The sequence below is a fragment of the Bradyrhizobium sp. Ken01 genome (assembly GCF_055807355.1).
Genome location: NZ_JBVVPC010000047.1, coordinates 1 through 21,431, shown reverse-complemented (window position 1 = coordinate 21,431; position 21,431 = coordinate 1). Strand labels below are relative to the sequence as shown.

Below are 21,431 nucleotides of genomic sequence, written 5' to 3'. Positions count from 1 at the left end.
TCTTCTGCAACGCAGCTGTCTGCCCGAGGAAAGGGGCAAGCGTGCTGACGCGCCGACAATCGAGAGAGCGTGCCGTGTGGCACCCCTCTCCCTAACCCTCCCCCACAAGGGGGGAGGGAACACACCTTGCTTGTGGCGAGTGCATTTTGACTCATTGGCTTCATAACGATGAGCGTACAGAGAAGCCACGCGCTCCCTCCCCCCTTGAGGGGGAGGGCGGGGGAGAGGGGTAGCCCAGCAAAAGGTCTGTGTCGTTAGCGTACCGCCACCAACCGGCCGCTACGGCAAGCCCCGCGCCTCGAGTTGATGCACCAGCAGCAGCGTCGGCTCGGCGAGGCTGTCGCCGGAGCCGTCGAGGCCGAAGGCGCTTGCGATGCCGTCGCGGCTGCGCAGCAGTGCGCTACGCGGACAATGGCCGGCGCCGCAGAGCGTCTTCTTCAGGGTTTCGCCCTGCGTCGTGATGCCGGCGGAATCATCCGCCGCCCAGGCCAGCACGATCGGGATGTCGACATTGAGGATGCCGGGGAAGACCGAACGCTTGTTGTACTGGCTGGCGTCGCTGCCGAGATAGGCCTTCTCGCTATCGCTCGCGTCCTTGCCGGCGCGGTAGACCCCGGACACCAGCACGAGCGCCGCGACGTCGGCGCGGTCGGTCTGGAGTTCGGGATGGGCCAGCAGGGTGGCGACATGGAAGGCGCCGGCGCCGTAGCCGACCGCAACGATTTCGCGGGCGTCGCCGTTGAACAGGTCGATATTGCCGTGGACCCAGGACAGCGCCGCCGCCACGTCGGTCGCACCCGCCGGCCACGTCGCCGAGGGCGCCAGCCGGTAGTTGACGCGCACGCCGATCATGTCGTTGCGGGCAGCAAAGCACATGGCCTGGTCCTGGATCTGCCGCGACAGCTCCGGCGCGGCGCGGTCGCCGGTGAAGGTGTCGCCGGTCACGAATAGCAGCACCGGCCGCGGCGTATCCGCCTTGGTCGTGGCGGTGGCGACATCGAGCACATTGGCTTCGCTCTCGCCGTAGCGCAGGCCGCGCGAGAAGGTGACCTGCTCGCACAGCCGCGCGGTGCCGCCCGCGGTGGTGTCGTTGTCGGTGAGGCCGACCCGGACAACGTCGGATGGCGCGGCCGGCCACATCGGTAGGGGGCCGTGCGCGGAGGCTGCCGTCACGCCCAGGATCAGAAAAAATGCGAGGAAATTCTTCATGTCGGTGTTGGCCCTGCGTGCCCGATATGGGCTCGCGCGTTTGGCCCGTCTTTTCAATTCGCCTTATTAGTTAGCTGGTCATGAGGCGATTTCACGGCACCCATGGTTCTCCCGGCTCGTCTCCGCGCGTGGATCAATTTCCCGGCTGGAAGGTGCAATCCGCCCCGGTGCCGTCCTTTCGGCGGATGGCATTGGGGTCGATCGTGCAGCTCAGCTTGGTCAGGCTCTCGAAATTCGATCCTGCGGCGCCGTCGGGCGGAATGCCGGCCAAGGCTTCGGTGGCGAAGATCTCGCTGGCCGTGGAGCCGTTCACCGTCCTGGTCTTCTTGCCGAAGGTGACCTCGCAGTTCCGCACGGTGATGTCGACATTGCCGGCGCGACAGACGATTCGATCGGCGGTCACCACGATCGGCTTCTTGTAGGGAATGTCGCTGTTGGCGGCGAACAGCATCGCCATCGCCTTCTTCTCGGCGCCGGACAGCACCGACGACAGCGGCGCGATCACCCCCGCGAGCGCCAGCGCCGTCGAGCCCGAGACTTTTGCGGGCGTCGCGTCGGAGATCGGCGACGCCGGAGGCGGTAGCGACAACGAGGGTGCAGACGAGGATCAATCGACCGGCTTTCATCTTGCCTCCCTGGACCTGCTATCGCGGCTTCCCTTCGGGCGGCGCGTGGAACCAGCTTAGCATGTAAACGCGAATTAGAAGGCAAGTTCGCCGGGCCTTGCACCATTGCGCGGTGCGGCTGTTTTGCCCCGAGGTGTCAAACGGTTATGTCGCGCGGCCGAGCCTCGCACCGACACGGCCGTTCTACTGTGCATGGGGTTGTTTTCGCGCTTTTTGTTTTGGCCGGCCTGTCAGGCCTGCTTCATCGTCCGGAAGGTGATGGAATAGCGGCGCGCCTCGACCGGTGGGATGCTGTGCTCCCATTGCGACCGCGCCTCGCCGTCCATCATGTAAAGCGAGCGCGGCCGGGCTTCGAGCGTGTGGCGCTCCCATTTGTCGCCGCTGCGGCGGCGGAAGCGGAATTTGCAGGACGAGCCGAGCGACAGGCCGAGGACTTTGTCGAAATGCGGCTTGTCGCGATGCCAGCCGATGCCGACGCCAGCCTCGTATTCGGTACAGAGCACCTGCCGCACGCTGCCGCTGGCGAGGCCCGCCCATGCCTCGACCTGCCGCGCGAAGGGGAGCACCCAGCCCGGGATCGGCTCGGCCTCGGCCAGCCGCTGCAGCGAATAGTCATAGCGATAGCCGAAGGACGCCACCCGGCGGTTGCCCTCGAAGGCGCCGAACTGGAAGCGCTGGAGCGGCAATGCTGCGATGCGGCCGATGAGCGCCTGCTCGACGGCGGCCTCGACGAAGTCTTCGATGTAGCGAAGGCCGGCAGGCCCTGCTTGCGGATTGGCGAACAAACCAAGCTGCGTCATTCCTCGCATTTCCGTGATGGAACCTAATAGCGGCCGATGCGACTTACATATGACGCGGAAAGTAACGTGCGAGGCTGTCATGGCAGAGAAGCATACCGCCGATCCGGCAGAGATCATGCGGGCGACCGGTCATCCTGAGCTGGAATACGCCGCCGGCTGGACCATCGCCGGTCTGGTCACCATCGGCACCATCGTCGCCGCCTGGGTGTTCGCGATCTAGCCCATTGGAAACTGCAGCTCGAACGCTGCGCCCCGATCGGTCGGCTTGAGCCTGATCGAGCCGCCATGGCTCGCCATGACTGCGCGCGCGATCGCCAGCCCCATCCCGGTGCCGCCCTGGTCGCGGCGGGTGGTGAAGAACGCGTCGAAGATCCTGTCGCGGTTCGGCGCCGAGATCGGCTCGCCGTCATTGCTTACCGTCAGACGCAGGGTCGTGCGCTCGTCGATCGCCTCCAGCCTGATGGTCCCCGCCTTGTGCCGCATCGCATTGTCGGCGAGATGCGACAGCACGATCAGCGCCTTCTCAGCCGACATGCCGATCATCAGGTCGAGGCTGCCGCTGGCCTCGATTGAGCTCACGGGAAACCGGCTCCTGAGGTCGGCAATCACGGGCGCCAATTCCGTGCGCTCGTTTTGCGGCAGGCTTTCGGCACGCGCGAGTTCGCGCAGCCGCTGCGCCATCGCTTCCAGCCTATGGGTGTCGGACAGGATGTTGGCGATGAACGTCTCCTGCTCGGCCGGCGTCAGGCTGCCCGCTTTGCCCTGAACCGAATCCTGCAACAGCTCGGCGGCGCCCTTGATCGAGGTCAGCGGCGATTTCAGTTCGTGGGTGAGATGGGCCGAGAATGTCGCGATATAGTCCGAGCGCCGCGCCAGCTGTTCGGCCATGCCGAGGAAGCTGTGTGAGAGCTGCGCGAACTCGCGCGTACCGTAATGCCGGAGCGGCCTGAACGCCTCACGGTCGCCGCGGCCTATTCTGGTGGCGCGATCGATCAGCTCGCGCATCGGCAGCGTGATGGTGCGCGAGAATACGAGGCCAATGGCGATCGTGCCGAGAATCACGGCAAGCCCCGCCAGCACGAACTTGGCCCGCTCCTGGTAGAGATGGTCGAAGATGTTGCTTGGGGTCCGCGTCGTGTAGATCACCCCCGCAACCCGGTTGTTGACGATAACAGGCATTGCCGAAAACACGTGGACGCCGAGGCCGCGGCTGAAGGAATAGATCGACGGCGGCGGCTTGTCGGGCACGCGGTTGCGTAGCGTGGCGCGGTATTGGCCGTGCAGCGCGTCGGCGACCTCCTCGATGTGGGCGAGCGATTGCCCGATCTCCTGCCGCCCCGCGATCACCACGCCTTGGGGATCGAGGATGCGAAAGCCCGCCAGCGTCACCTTCTGGGTCTCGCGGATGATCGGCGTCAGTCTTGCGCCGATCTCGACATAGCCGGGTTGCGCCGGCTGGGCCGCCGTCAGCGCCTCGGGTCGCCGCCGCAGCAGGTCGTTGGCGGTGAGATCGAGCGCGGGCCGGATTGGCGTGACCTGGTCGCCCGGATCAGGCAGCACGCCTGACGGCACCTCCGCACCGAGCGTGAGGCCGCTATCGAGCTTTGCTGCGACTTCCTGCGCATAGATCGTCGCGAGCACGCGGCTCTGCGCGATCAGCTCGGCTTGGGTCTGGCGGATCAGCTGGTTGTCGTAGAGACGGAAGAAGAACAGGCCGACCAGCGGCAGCACGCCGACGGTCGCCAGCACCGTGAAGATCACGAGGGTGAGCGAGGGCCGCCACTTGTCCGGCGCCGCGCTCATGCCTCTTTCTCGCAGCGGCCGAGCTTGAAACCGACGCCGTGGATGGTCTCGATGACGTTGTCGCAGGCCAGCGCCGCGAGCTTGGCGCGGATGTTGCGGATGTGGCTGTCGATGGTGCGGTCGGAGACCTGGATGTTGAGCTGGTAGGCCGCCCGCATCAGCTGCTCGCGGTTGAACACCGAGGTCGGCCGGGTCAGGAAGGCGCGCAAGATGCCGAACTCGATCGCGGTCAGCTTCAGCGGTGTGCCGGCGAACGACGCGACATGCTGCTCGGCATCGATCAGCAGGCCGCCTTGCGCGAGTGCCGACGGCCCCGCCTTGGCCTCGCCATTGCGCGGGCTGAGACGGCGCAGGATGACGTTGACCCGCGCCACCAGCTCGCGCGGGCTGAATGGCTTCGTCACGTAGTCGTCGCCGCCGATCTCGAGGCCGAGAATGCGGTCGATCTCCTCGTCGCGGGCCGACAGGAACAGGATCGGCACGTCGGAGCTCTTGCGGATTTCCCGGCAGACATCGAGGCCGTCGAATTCGGGCATGCCGATGTCGAGCACGATCAAGTCAGGCCTGTCGGCGGCAAAGCGGGTCAGCGCCTCCTTGCCGTCGCGCGCCTCGATCACGTCCATGCCGGCTTTCTTCAAAGCGACGCGGATGACCTCGCGAATATGGCCTTCGTCGTCGACGATGAGAATGCGATGCACCAAGAATCTCTCCGCTGCCTCGTCAACCCACCGGCTGATCGTTCGCCAGCGCGTCCAGCCTGCGCTGAAGCCGCCAGCTCCGGAAGCTCCAGCTCCGCCAGGCTAGATCCTGACGCTGGACTTCTACAAGCCGATCGCGCCGCGACACAAGGCAGTTGTCGCCCGGGCGATGAGCGATGACCTTGCCGATGGCAGGCAGCGCCTGCGGCCCGAGTGTGAGGAGATAGTTGGCGTCGATGCTCAAGCCCTTACCCGAGATCTCGTTGCTGTGACTCAGATTATAGTCGGCGATGAACGCATCGAAGTTCATCAGCGAGCAGCCATACAGCGCGATCGTTAACGCGATCAGATTGGCGCCGACGAGCCATTGGTTGGACCTGCCGAGCACGATACGGGCGACGATCAGGATCAGCCCTAGCGCCACCAGCCCCATCCAGATGAAGGCTGCGATGCGCCAATAGGTCAGCATGTAGATGTCGACGTAAAGTTCGAGGCGAAGGATGGAGGAGGCGACTAGCAGGACGTTCTGTCCCACCCAGAGATAGACCAGCGGCCGGATGATCTTCGATTTCTCCGCCGGACCGCCCGGGCGCATCGTCACCAGCACGAAGGCGGCGGCGAGCAGCGCGGTCGCAATCAGCGGATAGGCGCCGCGATGAGCATAGGCCGCATAGGTCATGTTGGCCGGCAGCGCGACATGCCCCCAGAGATAGATGCCGTCGAGAATGGATTGTGCCGCGAACAGAAGATTGAACAGGATCAGCGAGCGCAGGATGGTGGAGGGGCCCAGAAACTCAGCTGAGACTTGCGACTGCAGCGGCGGCGGCACGGGGGTATCGGCGATAGTCGTGGTGACAATCGTCCTGCGCCGCCAGCGCACATGGATGAACGGCCAGACCAGCGACAGCATCATGGTCCAGAACAGCACACGCGGGATGCTGACATAGTCGAGGATGAGCTTTGGATTGAGCAGGAACACCCATTGCTCGATCAGCGGATTGGCTGCGGCGAACAGTGCGATGAACACAGTGCTCAGCGCGGCAGGCAGAAGCCAGAGTGCGATGCTCCGAGTGAGTGTCGACATGTTGAAGATTTGAAGCGCTTCGGGGAAGACCCTGAAGGGACCAAACAGGACAAAGTTTCGTAGCGCCCGGGCGCGGTCCGCGAGGTCCGTCGTCCTCGAATTAGTTGCGAGCAGAAGTGCCATCAGCAGCGCCGCGACGAGGATCAGGAAGGACAGCGTGTTGAACTCCTCTGTCGCCGGCACGAGACCGGCGACGAGAATGGCCATGCTGGTGATGTCGCGTCGCAGGTCCAGTGCCGCATGATTGAACAGCACCGACACGCAAGCCGTCGCGATCGCAAAGAGCGTCAGCGATAGCCCGATACGCGGGCCATAGAACAGCCAGTCGGCGAGCGCAACCAGTGCCAGTGCGAGGCCAAGCTTGGCAAGAATGGAGGAAGGCCTGATCGGCTGGAGGTCCGCTGCTATCGTCGAAGCCAGGCTCGTCATGTTCAAATGACCTTTCGTGATGGGTGGCATCACGAAGTCTGAACGTCGTTTGTGCAGAAGGCGGGATTGTCGTCTGCACGAGTTCAGGAGTCTTTTGCAGATTATGTGCAGGCGCGCTTTTGGTCCTTACGCGGCGCAGATCGCTTTGATAGGTGCGATGCGTTCATCACATTGGACGTGACGCATCATGCAATCCCTCAACCGCATCGGTCTCATTCTGCTCTGGCTTGCCGCGCCTCCCGTCGCGTTCGCGGCCGCGAACAAGAACGATCCTTATCTGCTCGTGCTGCGCGGCGCTGGAAATATCGCACTTGTCGTCACAAGCGTCGTAATCTTCATCGTGCTGCTGCGTCGCGGGCTTTGGCGCAGCATCCCGGGCAAGCTGCTCGTCATGCTCTGGTGCGTTCCGCCGCTCCTGATGTCGGCGGCGCACCTGAAATTTGAACTGCGCAAGCACGGCGTGCTCGGGGCGAGCGCCACCGAAGCACGCGGGCTCGGATCTCACTTCATGGTCGGCTATTCTTCCTTCCCGGAGGTCGCGCGCCTCGCCGAGCAAGGCTTGATCGGCGGTATCTACGTCACCCGGCACAACATCCGGGGCCGGACCGTGGAGGCGCTGCGTGCCGAGATCGCGGCGCTCCAGGACAAGCGGCAAGCCGCCGGCCTGCCGCCGCTGGTGGTCGCCGCGGACCAGGAGGGTGGCATCGTCGGGCACCTTGCGCCGCCGCTGACGAAGCTGCCCGCGCTGGCGACGCTTGCCGGCCTTGCCCCCGATGACCAGCAAGCCAAAGCGGCCGAGTTCGGCCGCATCCACGGCCGTGACCTCGCCCGGCTCGGCGTCAACCTCAATCTCGCGCCGGTGCTCGATCTCAAGCCGCCGGGCCGGCGCAATCGCCTCGACTTTCACACACTCATCGGTCAGCGCGCGATTGCGACCGATCCAGCCGTCGTCACCGCGATCGCGAGCGCTTATGTACGCGGGCTGGAAGAATCCGGCGTCGGCGCCACGCTCAAGCATTTTCCCGGCATCGGGCGCGTGCGCGCCGACACGCATCATTTCAGCGCCAATCTCGACACGCCGGTGAAGGAGCTGGAGGCAACCGACTGGCTTCCGTTCCGGGAGGTGCTGTCGCATTCGCACAGCGCGCTCATGGTCGGGCATGTCACGCTCACGGCCGTCGATCCCGATCGCGCCGCCTCGCATTCGAGGCGTGTCGTCGAGGGGATCATCCGCGACAAATGGGGCTACCAGGGCGTCGTCATGACCGACGATCTGGTGATGGGCGCGATCTACCAGCACGACGTCTGTCAGGCCGTGGTCGAGGCCATCAACGCGGGCGTCGACCTGCTGCTGGTCGCCTATGACGGCGCGCAATTCTACCGGATTTTCACTTGCGCCCTGGATGGATCGCGGCAGGGCAAGCTCGATACGGCGATGCTGCACGCGAGCGAGGCACGGCTCGCGCGGGGGTTCCCGTCCGAGCAGGCGCGAGCCGCCTCACGCCCTGTGAGCGTCGCGGGTCAAAACTAGCCCTTTGCGAACTGACGGTAGTCAGGCTCGCGATGAAACCAGAATTCGTAGCCGGTGATGGCCTTCTGCATGGCGACGTCGTGGATCGGCTGGTTGAGCGGAATGACGGGAACGTCGCGCATGCAGAGCGCGATGAAATCCTTAACGACCTTGTCGTACTCGGCGGCATCCGTGGTGAAGCGCGCCTTGTCGATCAGCGCGTCCATCTCCTTGTTCTGGTAGGAGGAGATGTTGAAGATCGAGTTGTTGCCGTGGAAATTCCAGTAGAAGTAATATTCGGGGTAATCGAGCCAGCCGCTGAAGCGGTTGAGCGCGAGCGGCAGCTCCTTCTTGTTCAGCGTCGTGCGCCAGTTCGCGCCGGGAATCTTGTCGATCGCCGCCTTGATTCCGATCTTGGCCAGGCTCTCCTGGATCAGGATGGCCGTCGGCTCGCCGACCGTGGCGGTGCCGGTATCGAGTGACAGCGTCGTCTCCAGCCCTGACTCGAAGCCCGCCTCCTTCATCAACGCCTTGGCCTTGTCGAGATCGGTGACGTAGGGAAACGGTTGCGGCCACACTGGCTTTGAAACGTCCGCCGCTCCGCCATACATCGGAACGGCGCGTCCGAAGAACGCGCTGCTCTGGATCTGCTCATAAGGCATCGCCCAGGCGACGGCTTGGCGCAGCTTCACATTGTCGAACGGCGGCTTTGCCGCGTTGAGCGCGACGGACCAGAGCGCATTCGGGATCGGCACGCCCGAGACCTTGACCTTGCCCTCCCGAATGATCTGCTCGAAGTCACGCGGCGCGAAGCCGCTGGAGATATCCGCATCACCCCGCTCCAGCATGGCGCGGCGGGTGCCGGCGGAGGGGACGTCGCGCGCGATCACGCGCTTGAGCTTCGGGAGAGGCCCGCTCTTCCAATCGTCGAAGCGCGCCAGCACGGTCTCGCTGCCCGGCTTCCAGCTCTCGATCCTGTAAGCGCCGCCGCCGGCCTCGTTGTTCCTGAGCCACGCCAGCGCCCACGGGTCTTCCGCCGTCGCGTTCTTTTTCGCGAGCTCCGAGTTGATGATGAAGGGCACGACCACCGCGACGTTGAACAGCAGCATCTTGTCCTTGCGCACATAGTCGATGCGGAACGTGTGGTCGTCGACCACGACGAACTGCTCGGGCTTTTCCAGCGACCCCGCCGACATCTGGAAGGTCGGAAAGCCGCCGACCTTCACCGCGCGGTCGAACGACCATTTGACGTCGTTCGCGGTGACCGGCGTGCCGTCGTGGAATTTCGCGTCCTTCCGCAATTTGAAAGTGCAGGACATGCCGTCGGCGGCAACCTCCCAGCTCTCGGCGAGTTCAGGTGCGAGCTTTTCGCGGTCGTAAGACAGCGTGCCGTCGGGGAGCGTCTTGGAGGCGTAGCTCAGCAGGCGATCGTAGCAATTCCAGGACAGCCCGTTCACGGTCTGGTTGGAGCCGACGCCCTGCATGTCGAGCGAGTTCGGCCCGAGCTCCTGCACCACCAGCAGCGTCTCGGCGCGCCCTTGCGCCCTGGCGAAACGCGGCGCAACGGCCGTTATTCCGGCGAGGCCGAAGCCGCCGAGCACGCTGCGGCGGTTTAGTTCGAATGATGATGCGCTCATGGGGGGCTCACTCTTGAGAGATTTGCACCATAAAGAGGCAAGGCGCATGCCATCGGCCGCGCTTCACGGCGTCGCACGCTGCGCGCACCTCAATCCTACGGCGTCACCGCTCCGCGGCTCACGGCCCGCGGGGCAGTCAGCTCTTTCCAGGTGGAATTGGCGACATGCACCGGCGAGAACGCCGGGCGCTCGACATAATGGCCGTCGCCGGCCTCGGCACGCAGATCGCCATCGTTCCAGACGATTCGGCCGCGCGACAGCGTCGCCGCCGGTCCGCCGGTGCAGGAAAAGCCCTCGAACACGTTGTAATCGATCCGGCTCATCTGCCGTTTCGCGCTAATGGTCCTGCTCGCCTTGGGATCCCAAACCACGACGTCGGCGTCCGAGCCGACGGCGACCGCGCCCTTGCGCGGATAGATGTTGAGGATGCGGGCGATGTTCGCAGAGGTCACCGCGACGAACTCTTCCTTCGTCAGCCGTCCCGTGGTGACGCCCGCGGTCCACAGCAGCGCGAGGCGATCTTCGAGGCCGCCGGTGCCGTTCGGGATCTTTCTGAAATCGCCGAGCCCGAATCGCTTCTGCTCGGTGGTGAAGGCGCAGTGGTCGGTCGCGACCACCTGCAGCGAGCCAGCTTGCAGACCGGCCCAAAGACTATCCTGATGCGACCTGTCGCGGAACGGCGGCGACATCACGCGCTGCGCGGAATGATCCCAGTCCTTGTTCTGATATTCACCGGCGTCCAGCAGCAAATGCTGGATCAACGGCTCGCCATAGACGCGCTTGCCCGCCGCACGTGCGCGCGCGATCGCCTCATGCGCTTCGCGGCAGCTGGTATGCACGATGTAGATCGGCGTCCCCGTCATGTCGGCGATCATGATGGCGCGGTTGGTGGCTTCGCCCTCGACCTCCGGCGGTCGTGAATAAGCGTGTCCCTCGGGCCCGGTGACACCGCGCGCGATCAGCGCCTCCTGCATCAAGGCGACGACGTCGCCGTTCTCCGCATGCACGACGGGCATGGCGCCGAGATGGGCGCAGCGAGCGAACGAGTTGTAGAGCTCGTCGTCGTTCACCATCAGCGCGCCCTTGTAGGCCATGAAGTGCTTGAAGGTGTTGATGCCGTAGGTTTTGACCACGGTCTCCATCTCGTCATGGATCTGCTTCGACCACGACGTTACCGCCATGTGGAAGCCGTAGTCGGAAGCCGCCTTCTCGGATTTGTGCCGCCACTCCTGATAGGCCGCGAGCATCGACTGGCCAGGATCGGGCAGGCAGAAATCCACCACCATGGTGGTGCCACCGGCCAGCGCCGCCTTGGTTCCCGATTCGAAATCGTCCGCGGTGACCGTGCCCATGAACGGCATTTCGAGATGGGTGTGCGGATCGATGCCGCCCGGGATAACGTAGGCGCCGCCGGCATCGACGATCTCGCTGCCGGTGGGCGCATCGAGCGACTGCCCGACCGCGACGACGGTCGCGCCGTCGATCAGCACGTCCGCCCGGCGCGAATGATCATGATTGACGACGGTGCCGCCGCGGATGAGGAGGGGCATTGGAGCTCCGGAGAGAGGCGTAATCCTCGCGACGCTAAGCGCGCCGCATGCGATGCGACAGGTGAAATTTTAGTCAGGCGCCGCCGACAGTTGAGCCGTGTTCTCTCGGCATCTACGCCGCCCGCGCGATCAGTCCGTCGACCATCGCGCGCACCAGGCCCGCAATTTCCTTCCGGAGCGCCGGCAGCGGTACCGCGACCAGTTTCTGCTCCAGTCCCAGCGCCACCATGCCATGCACCGCCGAGAACAGGCTGCGCGCGGTGATGCCGAGCTCCTCCCGACTGCGTTTTGGAAACAGCGCGGCCAGCGGCTTGGAGACGTGGCGGAACAGCTGCAGCTGGTCGTCGATGGACCAGTCGGGGAGGGGCTTGTCGGCTGCCATGCGGTGCTCGAACAGCGCACGCCATAGTTCGAGATTTTCCGCGGCGAAATCGCAATAGACGAGGGCGATGCGGACCAGCCTCTCAGGCGACGGCTCGCCGGCGCCTTCCGCCGCGCTCAGGGCCTCGTCGAGCCGGTGCAACGTGCGCGAGCCGACTCGCAGGATCAGCTCGTCCACATCGGCTACGAGATTGTAGACCGCGCCGTTGGCGCAGCCGATCTCGCTGGCGAGATCGCGGGTTTTTAGGCCCGCCAGTCCCCTGTCGGCGATCATTCGTTCCGCCGCCAGGATCAGATCGGATCGAAGTTTCTCCCGGCGTTCCAATGCCTTAGTCATCTGCAACCAAATTTCTGAGCGTTGCTCAAATATTTCTTGAACGAAGTTCAAGTTTCTTGCTACAAACCATCCGTGAGCAACGCTCATAACAAGGAGCTTAAGATGTTCAAGACCGTTGTGACACTTTTCCGCGGTAGCGTGGCCGCCGCCGGCGAGGAGCTGGAAGACCGGACAGCCCTTTTGATCCTCGATCAACAGATGCGCGACGCGGCCGCCGCCCTCGAGCGCGGCAAACGGACCTTGGCGCTGGCGATCGCACAGGACCAGCAGGAAGGCCGCAAGCTCGAGGCGACCGTCACCCGCATCGCCGATCTCGAGACGCGCGCGGTTGCGGCGCTCGATGGCGGCCGCGAGGATCTCGCCAACGACGCCGCCGAAGCCATCGCGGGCCTCGAGGCCGATCGCGATGCCGCGCTGACGGCACGCGCCTTGTTCGCGAGCGAGATTGCCCGGCTGAAGCGGCACGTCGCAAGCGCGCAGGCCCGCATCACCGAGCTCGACCGCGGCCGCCGCGTCGCCCGTGCCTCGGAAGCGGTGCGCTCGCTTCGCCGCAGCGGCATCGAGGCGGCACGTCCCTACGAATCAACGCTGCCGGAGGCGGAGAGCACTTTGAGGCGTCTTCGTGAGCGGCAGATGGAAGCCCAGGCCGCCGACGACGCGCTGGTCGAACTCGATGCGGCCACCGGTCCGCTCGCCACCGCCGAAAAACTCGCCGAGCAGGGTTTTGGCCTCCGGCTCAAGACGACCGCGGACGACGTGCTGGCGCGGTTGAGGTCCAAGCGTACGCCGACTGTCTGATCCCAATCCATCATCATTCGAACCAACAGGAGACCATCATGAACCAGAACGGCCAGCTCCACAGCGGCGCCTGGGTGACCTTCACTTACGTGTCCTTCGCAGCCTCCGCCTTCCTCGTCGCCGTTGGCGTCTTCTTCCTGCCGATCGATTTCTGGATGAAGGGCTATCTCACCATGGGAATCGTGATGCTGATCCAGACCTGCGTCACTCTGACCAAGACCATCCGCGACAATCACGAAAGCAGCCGGATGGTGAACCGCATCGAGGATGCCAAGGCGGAACGTCTGCTGATGGAAGTCTCCAAGGCGGCTTGACAAGCATAGACAATCCGCAAGGAAGCAGCGGAGCAATGCACTCCGCTGCTTCGGCGCCGGAGCGCATTTCGTCACCTCATATCGCGCCTGCGAAATGCAACAGAGCCATGACGATCCCGCGGGCGTGCGCTCTTGCGCAATAGCACGGGCAGGGGCAGTCTTCACAGGCGGCGCACAAGAACGCCGCCAATAAGATGTGCTTACAAGGTCTCGGCGAGGAACCTCATGGCAGCGACGCGGATCGACTGCGACATCCACCCGGCGGTTGGTGGCACGCGCACGACGCTACTGCCCTATCTCAGCGATCACTGGAAAGAGCAGGTCGTGAGCCGCGCCATCGACGGGCTCGATCTCACCTCCTATCCGCCCGGCATGCCGCTAAGCGGCCGCGCCGACTGGCGTCCGGCGAACGGCGCAAAGCCTGGTTCCGATCTTGCGATGGTACAGAAGGGCGCATTCGAGCAGTTAGGTGCCAGCCACGCGATTCTCAACGTGCTGTATGGTGCGCAGGCCGTGTTCGACCCCTACATGGCGGCCGACTTCTGCAAGGCGATCAACGACTGGATCGCGACTGAGTGGCTGTCGCGCGATCCGCGCTTGCGCGCCTCGATCGTGGTGCCGATGCAGGACCCGGATCTGGCGATCGAGGAGATCGAGCGCCGCGCCGGCGATCACCGCTTCGTCTCGATCCTCGTGCTGGCGCAGGGCGAGACGCTCTTGGGACGGCGGCATTTTTGGCCGGTCTATCGGCTCGCCGAGAAATACAAGCTGCCGCTCGCGATCCATGCCGGCACGCAATATCGGCAGGCGCCGAGTTCGGCCGGCTGGCCGTCGCACCGCTACGAATATTACTTCGTCGAGGCGCAGGCGTTTCAGGCGCAGATCTTGAGCCTGATCTATGAGGGCGTGTTCGGCAAGTTTCCGAGCCTCAAGGTCGTGCTGATAGAATCGGGCGTGAGCTGGCTGCCGGCCTTCATGTGGCGCGCCAACAAGACCTGGCGAGGGGTGCGCGTCGAGGTGCCCTGGGTCGAGCGCGAGCCGGCTGCGATCATCCGCGATAATTTTCGCGTCACCATGCAGCCGTTCGACGCGCCGGGCGACGCCAGAAGCGTCGAGGACATCATCGACCAGATCGGCTCTGAGAAGATGTTCCTGTTCGCGTCCGACTATCCGCACTGGCAGTTCGACGGCGACGATCCGATCCCGCCGAACCTGCCGAGCAGCATCATCTCGAAGATGTGCGTCGACAACCCGCTGGAGACGTTTCCGCGGCTGTCGCTCGCCAACTGACATTGGAGGTTCGCATGAGTGAGGTCATCGACCGCCCGCTGCGGGAAGACGAGAAGCACGCCGCTTCGCGGCTGCGCATCGTCGATTGCGACGTCCATCCGAGCCTGCATTCGGTCGACGATCTCAACGAGTTCCTGCCAAAACGCTGGCAGCAGCATCTAAAGGAATATGGCAGCCATTTGCGCACGCCCTATCTGTTCACCACGCCCTATCCGCGCTCCTCGCCGTTGATCGCGCGCCGCGATGCCTGGCCGCCGACGGGCGGGCCGCCCGGCTCGGACCTCGCCTTCATGCAGAAGCAGCACCTCGATCCGCTCGACGTCGAGTTCGGGATTTTGCAGGTGCTCGATCTCTTCATCTTCTCGCAGCAGAACCTGGAATTCGGCGCCGCGATCCAGCGTGCCATCAACGACTGGCAGCTGGCGTTCTGGTCGCATCGCGACCCGCGCCTGAAGGCTTCGATCCTGGTCGGCCAGGATGGCGTCGATCTCGCCATTGCCGAGATCGAACGCTGCGCGAAAATCGGCGAATATGTCCAGATCAACGTCTCGCCACGCGCCAACGAGCCGCTCGGCCGTCGCCGCTACTGGCCGATCTACGAGCGTGCCCAAGAACTAGGTCTTCCGCTCGGCATCCATGTCGGCGGCTATGGCGGGCATGCGCCGACCGGTGGCGGCTGGCCGTCCTATTATGTCGAGGAGCACCAGTCCAACGCGCACACCATTGCGGCGCAGCTTGCCAGTCTCGTGATCGAGGGCGTGCCGGAGCGCTTTCCAAAATTGAAGTTCGTCTTCATCGAGGGCGGCTTCGGCTGGATCCCGTCCGCGGTGTGGCGGATGGACCAGCATTTCGAGCGGTTCCGCAGCGAGGTGCCGCATCTCAAGCGCAAGCCGTCGGAATACGTCCGTGAGCATTTCTGGTTCACGACACAACCGATCGACGAACCCGACGAAGCCCGGCATTTGCGCTCGCTGATCGAATGGGTCGGCATCGATCGTCTCTTGTTCTCGTCGGACTATCCGCACTGGGATTTCGACGATCCGCGTTTCGCCTTCAAGACGCCGCTGACGGAAGCTGAGCGGACCAAGATCTTCAGCACCAATGCCCGCGCGGTCTACAAGTTCTGAGAAGGTCTGCACGGTATGGCCCGTCACATCGTCGCGTCCATCTCGGAGATCCCACCCGGTGGCAACAAGGTCGTCGATGTCGCCGGCCGCGACATTGTCGTGTTCCACGTCAATGGCGAGTTCTTCGCGCTGCTGAACCGCTGCCCGCACGAAGGCGCGCCGCTGGAGAAAGCGGCCTGTGTTGCGCGGCTGACCTCGCCCGAGCCCGGCATCTATCAGCGCTCGCGCGTCGGCGAGATGCTGCGCTGTCCCTGGCATGGCTGGGAGTTCGACATGCGCAATGGGCAGTCGTGGTTCGATCCGAAACGCGTCAAGATAAGGTCATATCCGGTCGCGGTGGAGCGCGGCGAGGAACTCCAGAAAGGCCCGTATGTTGCCGAGACGTTTCCGGTGCATGTCGAGGACAGCTACGTGATTGTCGAGGTCTGAGTAGCCGTTTCGGATTGTGATTTCGCCGCAAGTGGGATAAGCCTCGCCCGCATTTGTGGCGGAGATGAGCTTTGTCGAAACAATCCCTGCGTGAGGAGGCCGAGCGCCTGATCCGCGAATCGATGGAAAAGAAAACCGTCGTCGTCAAGCAGGGTGATACCCGCATCGAGGCCGTCTGCGGTAAGTGCGGCGCCCCGAACCGGGTGCAGGCGCCAAAGGGCCAGACCCGCATCAAGTTCGCCTGCAAGAATTGTGGGCATCAGCAAGAGACGCTGTAGGTTTCTTCGCCCTCTCCCCCTGTGCGGATGCAACCCTCATCCGGCGCTTCGCGCCACCTTCTCCCACAAGGGAAGAAGGAAAAACGCCTACTCCCCCTTCACGAATTTCGCGAATGCATCCGCATGGTCCGGATGCCAGCGTGACAGCGGCGGGCGGTTCTCCACGATGTCACCGGCGGCCCACAGCATGCGCTTTTCGTCGAGCGCGCGCGGGACGTCGTTGTCCGGGCACAGGATGTAGAAATCGCCGGCCTCCAGCCGCGCCAGCATGAAGTTCACGGTCTGCTCGGCCGTCCAGGCGCCGGCCGGCTTCTCTGTCCGGCCCTTCGCGGTAAGGTTCGTGAAGACGAAGCCGGGAATCAGCAGATGCGCAGTGATGCGGCAACCCGCAGTGCTGCGCAGTTCGTGCTGGAGCGCTTCCGTAAAAGCTTTCACGCCGGCCTTGGAGACGTTGTAGGCGGGATCGCCGGGCGGGGTGGTGATGCCCTGCTTCGAGCCGGTGTTGATGATGAGCCCCGCCCTGCCGCGCGCGATCATGCTGGGCGCAAAGATGCGCGAGCCGTTGATGATGCCCCACATATTGACGCTGATGATGCGCTGCCAGTTGTCAGGTTCGCCGAACAACGTGCTGCCGGGCTGGATGCCCGCATTGTTCATGAGGATGTCGGTGTCGCCGAAGCGCTCGCGCACGGCGCGCTCGAGTTCCGCCACGCTCTCGGCCTTGCTGACATCGATCGCGAAGGTCATCACATGTGTGGCAGACGTTATGGATGACAGTCTTGTTGCGGCCTCCGTCAGCCGCGCCTGATCCACATCGGCGATACATACCTTCATGCCGTCGCGCGCGAACGCCAAAGCCGCGGCGAATCCGATCCCGGACGCGCCGCCGGTGATTACGGCAACATTGTCTTTGACGATGGCGGGATGCGGCATCGATCGTTCTCCGGGGAGGGGGCTCGGTCGTGCTATAACATGGCACTCGCGCGACCCTGCACAAGTCGGCATGGGAGGTCTTCGTTCCGCGCCGACTTTATGCCTCTCCTTTACGCCTGTCCGGCGTCGCAGTATTCTATCGACCAACGATCCCGCCCAGATCGAACCAATCCATCAATTGAGAGGGAGTTCAGCCATGGCTGTGTCGCAGGCTATTCCAATCACGCGCCATCCGTTCGCCAATGGGTCCTACAAGCAGATGTTGATCGACGGGAAGTGGGTCGATGCCGCCTCCGGCAAGCGCTTCGAGACCCACAACCCCGCGACCGGCGAACTGCTCGCAACAGTGGCCGAGGGCGAGAAAGAAGATATCGATCGCGCGGTTGCTGCCGCTCGCCGCGCCTTCGAAGGGCCGTGGAGCAAGGTCAAGCCGTTCGAGCGGCAGAACCTGCTCCTGAAGCTTGCCGACCTCGTCGAGAAGAATTTCGACGAATTGTCGCAGCTCGACACGCTCGACATGGGCGCGCCGCTCAGCCGTACCCGCGCCTATCGCCTGCGCGCCGTCGGCATGCTGCGCTATTATGCCGGCCAGACCACCGCGATTCACGGGGAGACCATCGAGAACTCGCTGCCCGGCGAGATATTCTCCTATACGCTGAAGGAGCCGATCGGCGTCGTCGGCGCCATCATTCCCTGGAACGGTCCGCTGACTGCGACGATCTGGAAGATCGGTCCGGCGATCGCGACCGGCTGCACCGTCGTGCTCAAACCCGCCGAAGAAGCGCCGCTGACCTCGCTGCGCATCGCCGAGCTCGCGATGGAAGCGGGCGTGCCGCCCGGCGTCATCAACGTCGTGCCCGGCTATGGCGAGACTGCGGGCGCGGCGCTTGCCTCGCACCACGACGTCGACAAGGTTGCCTTCACCGGCTCGCATGTCACCGGCCAGTCGATCATCCGCGCCTCGGCCGGCAACCTCAAGCGTGTCTCGCTCGAACTCGGCGGCAAGTCGCCGGACATCGTGTTCGCGGACGCCGATCTCGATGCGGCCGTGCCGGGCGCCGCGATGGCGGTGTTTGCCAATTCGGGGCAAATCTGCAGCGCCGGCACCCGGTTGTTTGTCGAGCAGTCGATCTACGAGGAGTTCGTCGGCCGCGTCGCCGAGTTCGGCAAGAAACTGCAGGTCGGCAACGGCCTCGATCCTAACACCCAGATCGGACCACTGGTGTCCGAGCAACAGCTCGAGCGCGTCACCAGCTATCTCGACATCGGCCAGAAGGAAGGCGCGCGGGCGCTCGCTGGCGGTGGCCGCGTCACCGAAGGCGCGCTTGCAAAAGGCTTCTTCGTGTCGCCAACAGTGTTCGCGGGCGTTCAGGACAATATGCGGATCGCGCAGGAGGAGATTTTTGGTCCCGTCATCTCCGCGATCGCGTTCAAGGACATGGACGAGTTGGTCAAGCGCGCCAACGCCACCACGTTCGGTCTCGGCTCGGGCCTGTGGACGCGGGACGTCAGCAAGGCGCATGCGGTCGCGAAGAGTCTGCGTGCCGGCTCGGTGTGGGTGAACTGCTACCAAGCGATGGACCCGGCCGTCCCCTTCGGTGGCTACAAGATGAGCGGCTACGGCCGCGAATCCGGCAAGCAGCACGTCGAGGAATATCTCAACGTGAAGGCCGTCTGGATCAAGACGGCCTGACGCGCCATCGCGTCCGGACTTCAGCGGTCGAGTCTTGCCTGCGGCGACGCGAGTCCGCTTGCGGCGACCAAAGGTTGTTGCCCGGACGCTACAAGCGGTTTGAAAGCGCGCGTCGTCCGCGATTTTACAAGACTTGCTATCCCATTTCGAATGTTGGCCGGTTAGTTCTCGTCACCGTCAATCTTCGGAATTGGAATATCGACAATGCTTCGCTTTGCTCCGATCGTGTTTGTGGCTTTGGGCGTCGCCTCGGCGTACCCCGCGCTCGCGGCCGACATGACCGCACGTGCGCCGGCGTACAAGGCCTCGCCACTGCCCGTCGCCTACAACTGGTCGGGCTTCTACGCCGGCGTGAATGTCGGATATGGGTGGGGCGATGGTGCGAACGATCTCGCGCCGCATGATCCGGTCTTCACCGCCGGCGTGCTCGACGTCGCACTGGCGGGCGGCCTTGTCCCTGCCTCGCTCGCAACAAACGCGCGTGGCGTGATGGGCGGCTTGCAGGCCGGCTACAATGTGCAGACGGGCTCGTTGGTGTGGGGCGTCGAAGCCGATATCGCGGCGGCCGACATCAAGGGTAGCTCAACGGTGACCCGAACCTTGCCGGTCTTCCCGACGATCATGACCACGCAAGATCAGAAGGTCGACTGGTTGGGGACCGTGCGCGGCCGGATCGGTGCCACCGTCACGCCCGACTTGATGCTGTACGCGACCGGCGGTCTTGCCTATGGGCACGTCAAGGCATCGACGTCGATCGTGGATCCCACGGGTGGGAGCGGCACGCCCTGCCTCAATGTGATCTGTAGCGCCGGCGCAGTGGAAAGCTGGCGCGTGGGCTGGACGGTCGGCGGCGGTGGCGAGTACCGTTTTGCGTCGAACTGGAGCGTCAAGCTCGAATATCTCTACTACGATCTCGGCAGCGAGAACTACACCATCTTCAATCCGCTGTTCCCGATCGCCCCCGGCCCGGCGCGCGGCTTTGACTCAACCGCGAATTTCACGGGCCACATCGCACGGGTCGGCTTGAACTACAAGTTCGGCCCAGGCGCGGTCGTTGCGAAATACTGACCTGCCGTTCTGAGCAAGCAACGAGCCCCGGGACCACCCCCGGGGCTTTTGATTCCGTCGCCTCTTTTGGCTGGCCAGCCATCCCCGCATGCAGCTTCCGAGCTGCGAGCCTTTCTCTTATGGTCCATGCCTCTCATCGACCATTTTGGGGCCAGCATGAAATTCAAGGCGTTGTTTCAACCGTTGCAGGTCGGTCCGTACAAGCTCGCGCATCGCGTCGCGATGGCGCCGTTGACGCGCATGCGGGCCGAGCGCGAGAGCTTTTCGCCGCGGCCGCTCAACGCCGAATATTACGGTCAGCGCGCCACCCAGGGCGGCCTGCTCATTGCCGAGGCCTCGCCTGTGCTCTCGCATGGTCGCGGCAATCCGGCGACGCCCGGCATCTATTCGGAGACGCAGATCGCGGGCTGGCGCAAGGTTGTCGACGCCGTGCACGCCAAGGGCGGCATCATCTTTCTCCAGCTCTGGCATGTGGGCCGCGTCTCGCATTCCTCCTTCCACGGCGGGGAGCTGCCGGTCTCGGCCTCGGCGATCCCGATCAGGGCCGAAGGCATGAAGGCAATGACCGCCGACGGCAAGATCTCCGACTACGAGACGCCGCGCGCGCTGGACACGGACGAGGTCAAGGGCATTGTCGAGGCCTTCAGGCAGGGCGCGAAGAACGCGCTGGCCGCCGGCTTCGACGGCGTCGAGATCCACGGCGCCAACGGCTATCTGCTCGAGCAATTCCTGCAATCAAGCAGCAACCAGCGCACCGATCAATATGGCGGCTCGATCGAGAACCGCGCGCGGCTTCTGCTCGAAGTGACCGAGGCCGCGATCGACGTCTGGGGCGCGAGCCGCGTCGGCGTGCGGCTGTCGCCCCACGGCATCGCCAATGATTCCGGCGAGCCCGATCCGATGCCGCTCTACACGCACGTGGTCAAGGCGCTCGACAAACTCGGTCTTGCCTATCTGCATTTCATCGAACCCCGCTCCAGCGGCTCGGGGCGCGCCGAAGTCAACTGGCAGAACGTGCCGTCGGCAATGCTGCTGTTCCGTCCGCTCTATAGCGGCGTGCTGATGACCGCCGGCGGATTTACCGGCGAGACCGCGAACGCCGCGATCGCGGAGGGGCATGCCGACCTCATCGCCTTCGGCCGCATCTTCATTTCCAACCCCGATTTGCCGCGTCGCCTGCAGCACGATTACCCTCTCACCCCGTACAACCGTGCGACGTTCTACGGCGGCGAGGAGAAGGGCTATACGGACTATCCGGTGCATGACGAGCCGACGCCGGTCTGAGACTGCCGTAGCTCGGATGAGCGAAGCGATATCCGGGGCTTCACCCAAGCTCTGGCCTTGCCGGATGTCGCTTCGCTCATCCGGGCTTCTGTAACGGGCCTTGGTTAGTCAATCCCTTTTTGCGGCATCCTCTCGCCGGGAACCTGCTTCTGT

20 protein-coding genes and 1 pseudogene are annotated in these 21,431 nt (G+C 64.2%); 11 read left to right on the top strand and 10 right to left on the bottom strand.

Annotated features, from left to right (window positions below):
- Positions 1-279: 279 nt before the first annotated feature.
- The 3 genes and pseudogenes from AC0L3S_RS31810 to AC0L3S_RS31800 all read right to left on the bottom strand — a co-directional run bounded on the left by AC0L3S_RS31810 (position 280) and on the right by AC0L3S_RS31800 (position 2,635).
- Positions 280-1,209, bottom strand: coding sequence for an alpha/beta hydrolase (locus AC0L3S_RS31810; RefSeq protein ID WP_473283577.1), 930 nt, complete (start codon positions 1,207-1,209; stop codon positions 280-282).
- Positions 1,210-1,342: 133 nt separating this feature from the next.
- Positions 1,343-1,835: pseudogene (locus AC0L3S_RS31805) on the bottom strand (hypothetical protein).
- A gap of 230 nt (positions 1,836-2,065) precedes the next feature.
- Entirely contained in the window at positions 2,066-2,635 is a 570-nt protein-coding gene (locus AC0L3S_RS31800) for an alpha-ketoglutarate-dependent dioxygenase AlkB (RefSeq protein ID WP_473283575.1), read from the bottom strand.
- A 79-nt stretch (positions 2,636-2,714) separates the two neighbouring features.
- On the opposite strand from AC0L3S_RS31800, the gene AC0L3S_RS31795 reads away from it, so the two are divergent.
- A complete protein-coding gene (locus tag AC0L3S_RS31795; RefSeq protein ID WP_007597071.1) occupies positions 2,715-2,855 on the top strand; it encodes a hypothetical protein in 141 nt (46 codons plus the stop codon).
- On the opposite strand, the gene AC0L3S_RS31790 is transcribed toward AC0L3S_RS31795, so the two are convergent.
- Genes AC0L3S_RS31790 through AC0L3S_RS31780 form a run of 3 tightly spaced genes read right to left on the bottom strand, consistent with a single transcriptional unit; the run spans position 2,852 to position 6,649 of the window.
- Positions 2,852-4,438 (bottom strand): ATP-binding protein, encoded by a 1,587-nt coding sequence (locus tag AC0L3S_RS31790; RefSeq protein WP_473283573.1) that lies wholly within the window; start codon positions 4,436-4,438, stop codon positions 2,852-2,854. The two genes, AC0L3S_RS31795 and AC0L3S_RS31790, sit on opposite strands and share 4 nt — an antisense overlap.
- Complete coding sequence (locus tag AC0L3S_RS31785) at positions 4,435-5,139, bottom strand: response regulator (protein WP_473283571.1); 705 nt, start codon at positions 5,137-5,139, stop codon at positions 4,435-4,437. Before AC0L3S_RS31785 ends, AC0L3S_RS31790 begins: the two co-directional genes overlap by 4 nt.
- A gap of 19 nt (positions 5,140-5,158) precedes the next feature.
- A complete protein-coding gene (locus AC0L3S_RS31780; RefSeq protein WP_473283569.1) occupies positions 5,159-6,649 on the bottom strand; it encodes a DUF4153 domain-containing protein in 1,491 nt (496 codons plus the stop codon).
- A 187-nt stretch (positions 6,650-6,836) separates the two neighbouring features.
- Here AC0L3S_RS31780 and AC0L3S_RS31775 point away from each other — a divergent pair, with 187 nt between their 5' ends.
- On the top strand, positions 6,837-8,180 hold the full coding sequence (locus AC0L3S_RS31775) for a glycoside hydrolase family 3 N-terminal domain-containing protein (RefSeq protein ID WP_473283567.1): 1,344 nt from the start codon (positions 6,837-6,839) through the stop codon (positions 8,178-8,180).
- Here AC0L3S_RS31775 and AC0L3S_RS31770 read toward each other — a convergent pair.
- The 3 genes from AC0L3S_RS31770 to AC0L3S_RS31760 all read right to left on the bottom strand — a co-directional run bounded on the left by AC0L3S_RS31770 (position 8,177) and on the right by AC0L3S_RS31760 (position 12,064).
- A complete protein-coding gene (locus AC0L3S_RS31770) occupies positions 8,177-9,796 on the bottom strand; it encodes an ABC transporter substrate-binding protein (protein WP_473283565.1) in 1,620 nt (539 codons plus the stop codon). The two genes, AC0L3S_RS31775 and AC0L3S_RS31770, sit on opposite strands and share 4 nt — an antisense overlap.
- 95 nt (positions 9,797-9,891) lie before the next feature.
- Positions 9,892-11,346, bottom strand: a complete 1,455-nt coding sequence (gene hydA, locus AC0L3S_RS31765; RefSeq protein ID WP_473283563.1) for a dihydropyrimidinase — start codon at positions 11,344-11,346, stop codon at positions 9,892-9,894.
- A gap of 112 nt (positions 11,347-11,458) precedes the next feature.
- Positions 11,459-12,064 carry a TetR/AcrR family transcriptional regulator gene (locus AC0L3S_RS31760; protein WP_473265711.1) on the bottom strand — a complete coding sequence of 202 codons (606 nt, stop codon included), beginning with the start codon at positions 12,062-12,064 and terminating at the stop codon, positions 11,459-11,461.
- A 102-nt stretch (positions 12,065-12,166) separates the two neighbouring features.
- Between AC0L3S_RS31760 and AC0L3S_RS31755 the strand changes: the two genes are divergently transcribed.
- The 6 genes from AC0L3S_RS31755 to AC0L3S_RS31730 all read left to right on the top strand — a co-directional run bounded on the left by AC0L3S_RS31755 (position 12,167) and on the right by AC0L3S_RS31730 (position 16,300).
- On the top strand, positions 12,167-12,862 hold the full coding sequence (locus tag AC0L3S_RS31755) for a PspA/IM30 family protein (protein ID WP_473265688.1): 696 nt from the start codon (positions 12,167-12,169) through the stop codon (positions 12,860-12,862).
- 38 nt (positions 12,863-12,900) lie between these two features.
- Entirely contained in the window at positions 12,901-13,176 is a 276-nt protein-coding gene (locus AC0L3S_RS31750) for a YiaA/YiaB family inner membrane protein (RefSeq protein WP_473265689.1), read from the top strand.
- A 225-nt stretch (positions 13,177-13,401) separates the two neighbouring features.
- Complete coding sequence (locus tag AC0L3S_RS31745; RefSeq protein WP_473265690.1) at positions 13,402-14,466, top strand: amidohydrolase family protein; 1,065 nt, start codon at positions 13,402-13,404, stop codon at positions 14,464-14,466.
- A gap of 14 nt (positions 14,467-14,480) precedes the next feature.
- The gene (locus AC0L3S_RS31740; RefSeq protein ID WP_473283561.1) at positions 14,481-15,593 is read left to right on the top strand and encodes an amidohydrolase family protein; all 1,113 of its coding nucleotides are present in this window, start codon (positions 14,481-14,483) and stop codon (positions 15,591-15,593) included.
- Positions 15,594-15,608: 15 nt separating this feature from the next.
- Positions 15,609-16,022, top strand: a complete 414-nt coding sequence (locus AC0L3S_RS31735) for a Rieske (2Fe-2S) protein (RefSeq protein ID WP_007615093.1) — start codon at positions 15,609-15,611, stop codon at positions 16,020-16,022.
- Between the two features lie 71 nt (positions 16,023-16,093).
- On the top strand, positions 16,094-16,300 hold the full coding sequence (locus AC0L3S_RS31730; RefSeq protein WP_007615092.1) for a hypothetical protein: 207 nt from the start codon (positions 16,094-16,096) through the stop codon (positions 16,298-16,300).
- Between the two features lie 87 nt (positions 16,301-16,387).
- Here AC0L3S_RS31730 and AC0L3S_RS31725 read toward each other — a convergent pair whose 3' ends face one another.
- Entirely contained in the window at positions 16,388-17,233 is an 846-nt protein-coding gene (locus tag AC0L3S_RS31725; protein WP_473283558.1) for an SDR family NAD(P)-dependent oxidoreductase, read from the bottom strand.
- Between the two features lie 196 nt (positions 17,234-17,429).
- On the opposite strand from AC0L3S_RS31725, the gene AC0L3S_RS31720 reads away from it, so the two are divergent.
- From AC0L3S_RS31720 to AC0L3S_RS31710, 3 genes are all read left to right on the top strand, one after another.
- Positions 17,430-18,926: an aldehyde dehydrogenase family protein gene (locus AC0L3S_RS31720; RefSeq protein ID WP_473283556.1), complete on the top strand. Its 1,497-nt coding sequence runs from the start codon at positions 17,430-17,432 to the stop codon at positions 18,924-18,926.
- A 204-nt stretch (positions 18,927-19,130) separates the two neighbouring features.
- Positions 19,131-19,994 carry an outer membrane protein gene (locus AC0L3S_RS31715; protein ID WP_473283554.1) on the top strand — a complete coding sequence of 288 codons (864 nt, stop codon included), beginning with the start codon at positions 19,131-19,133 and terminating at the stop codon, positions 19,992-19,994.
- A gap of 156 nt (positions 19,995-20,150) precedes the next feature.
- Positions 20,151-21,278, top strand: coding sequence for an alkene reductase (locus AC0L3S_RS31710; RefSeq protein ID WP_473283552.1), 1,128 nt, complete (start codon positions 20,151-20,153; stop codon positions 21,276-21,278).
- Positions 21,279-21,431 lie beyond the last annotated feature (153 nt).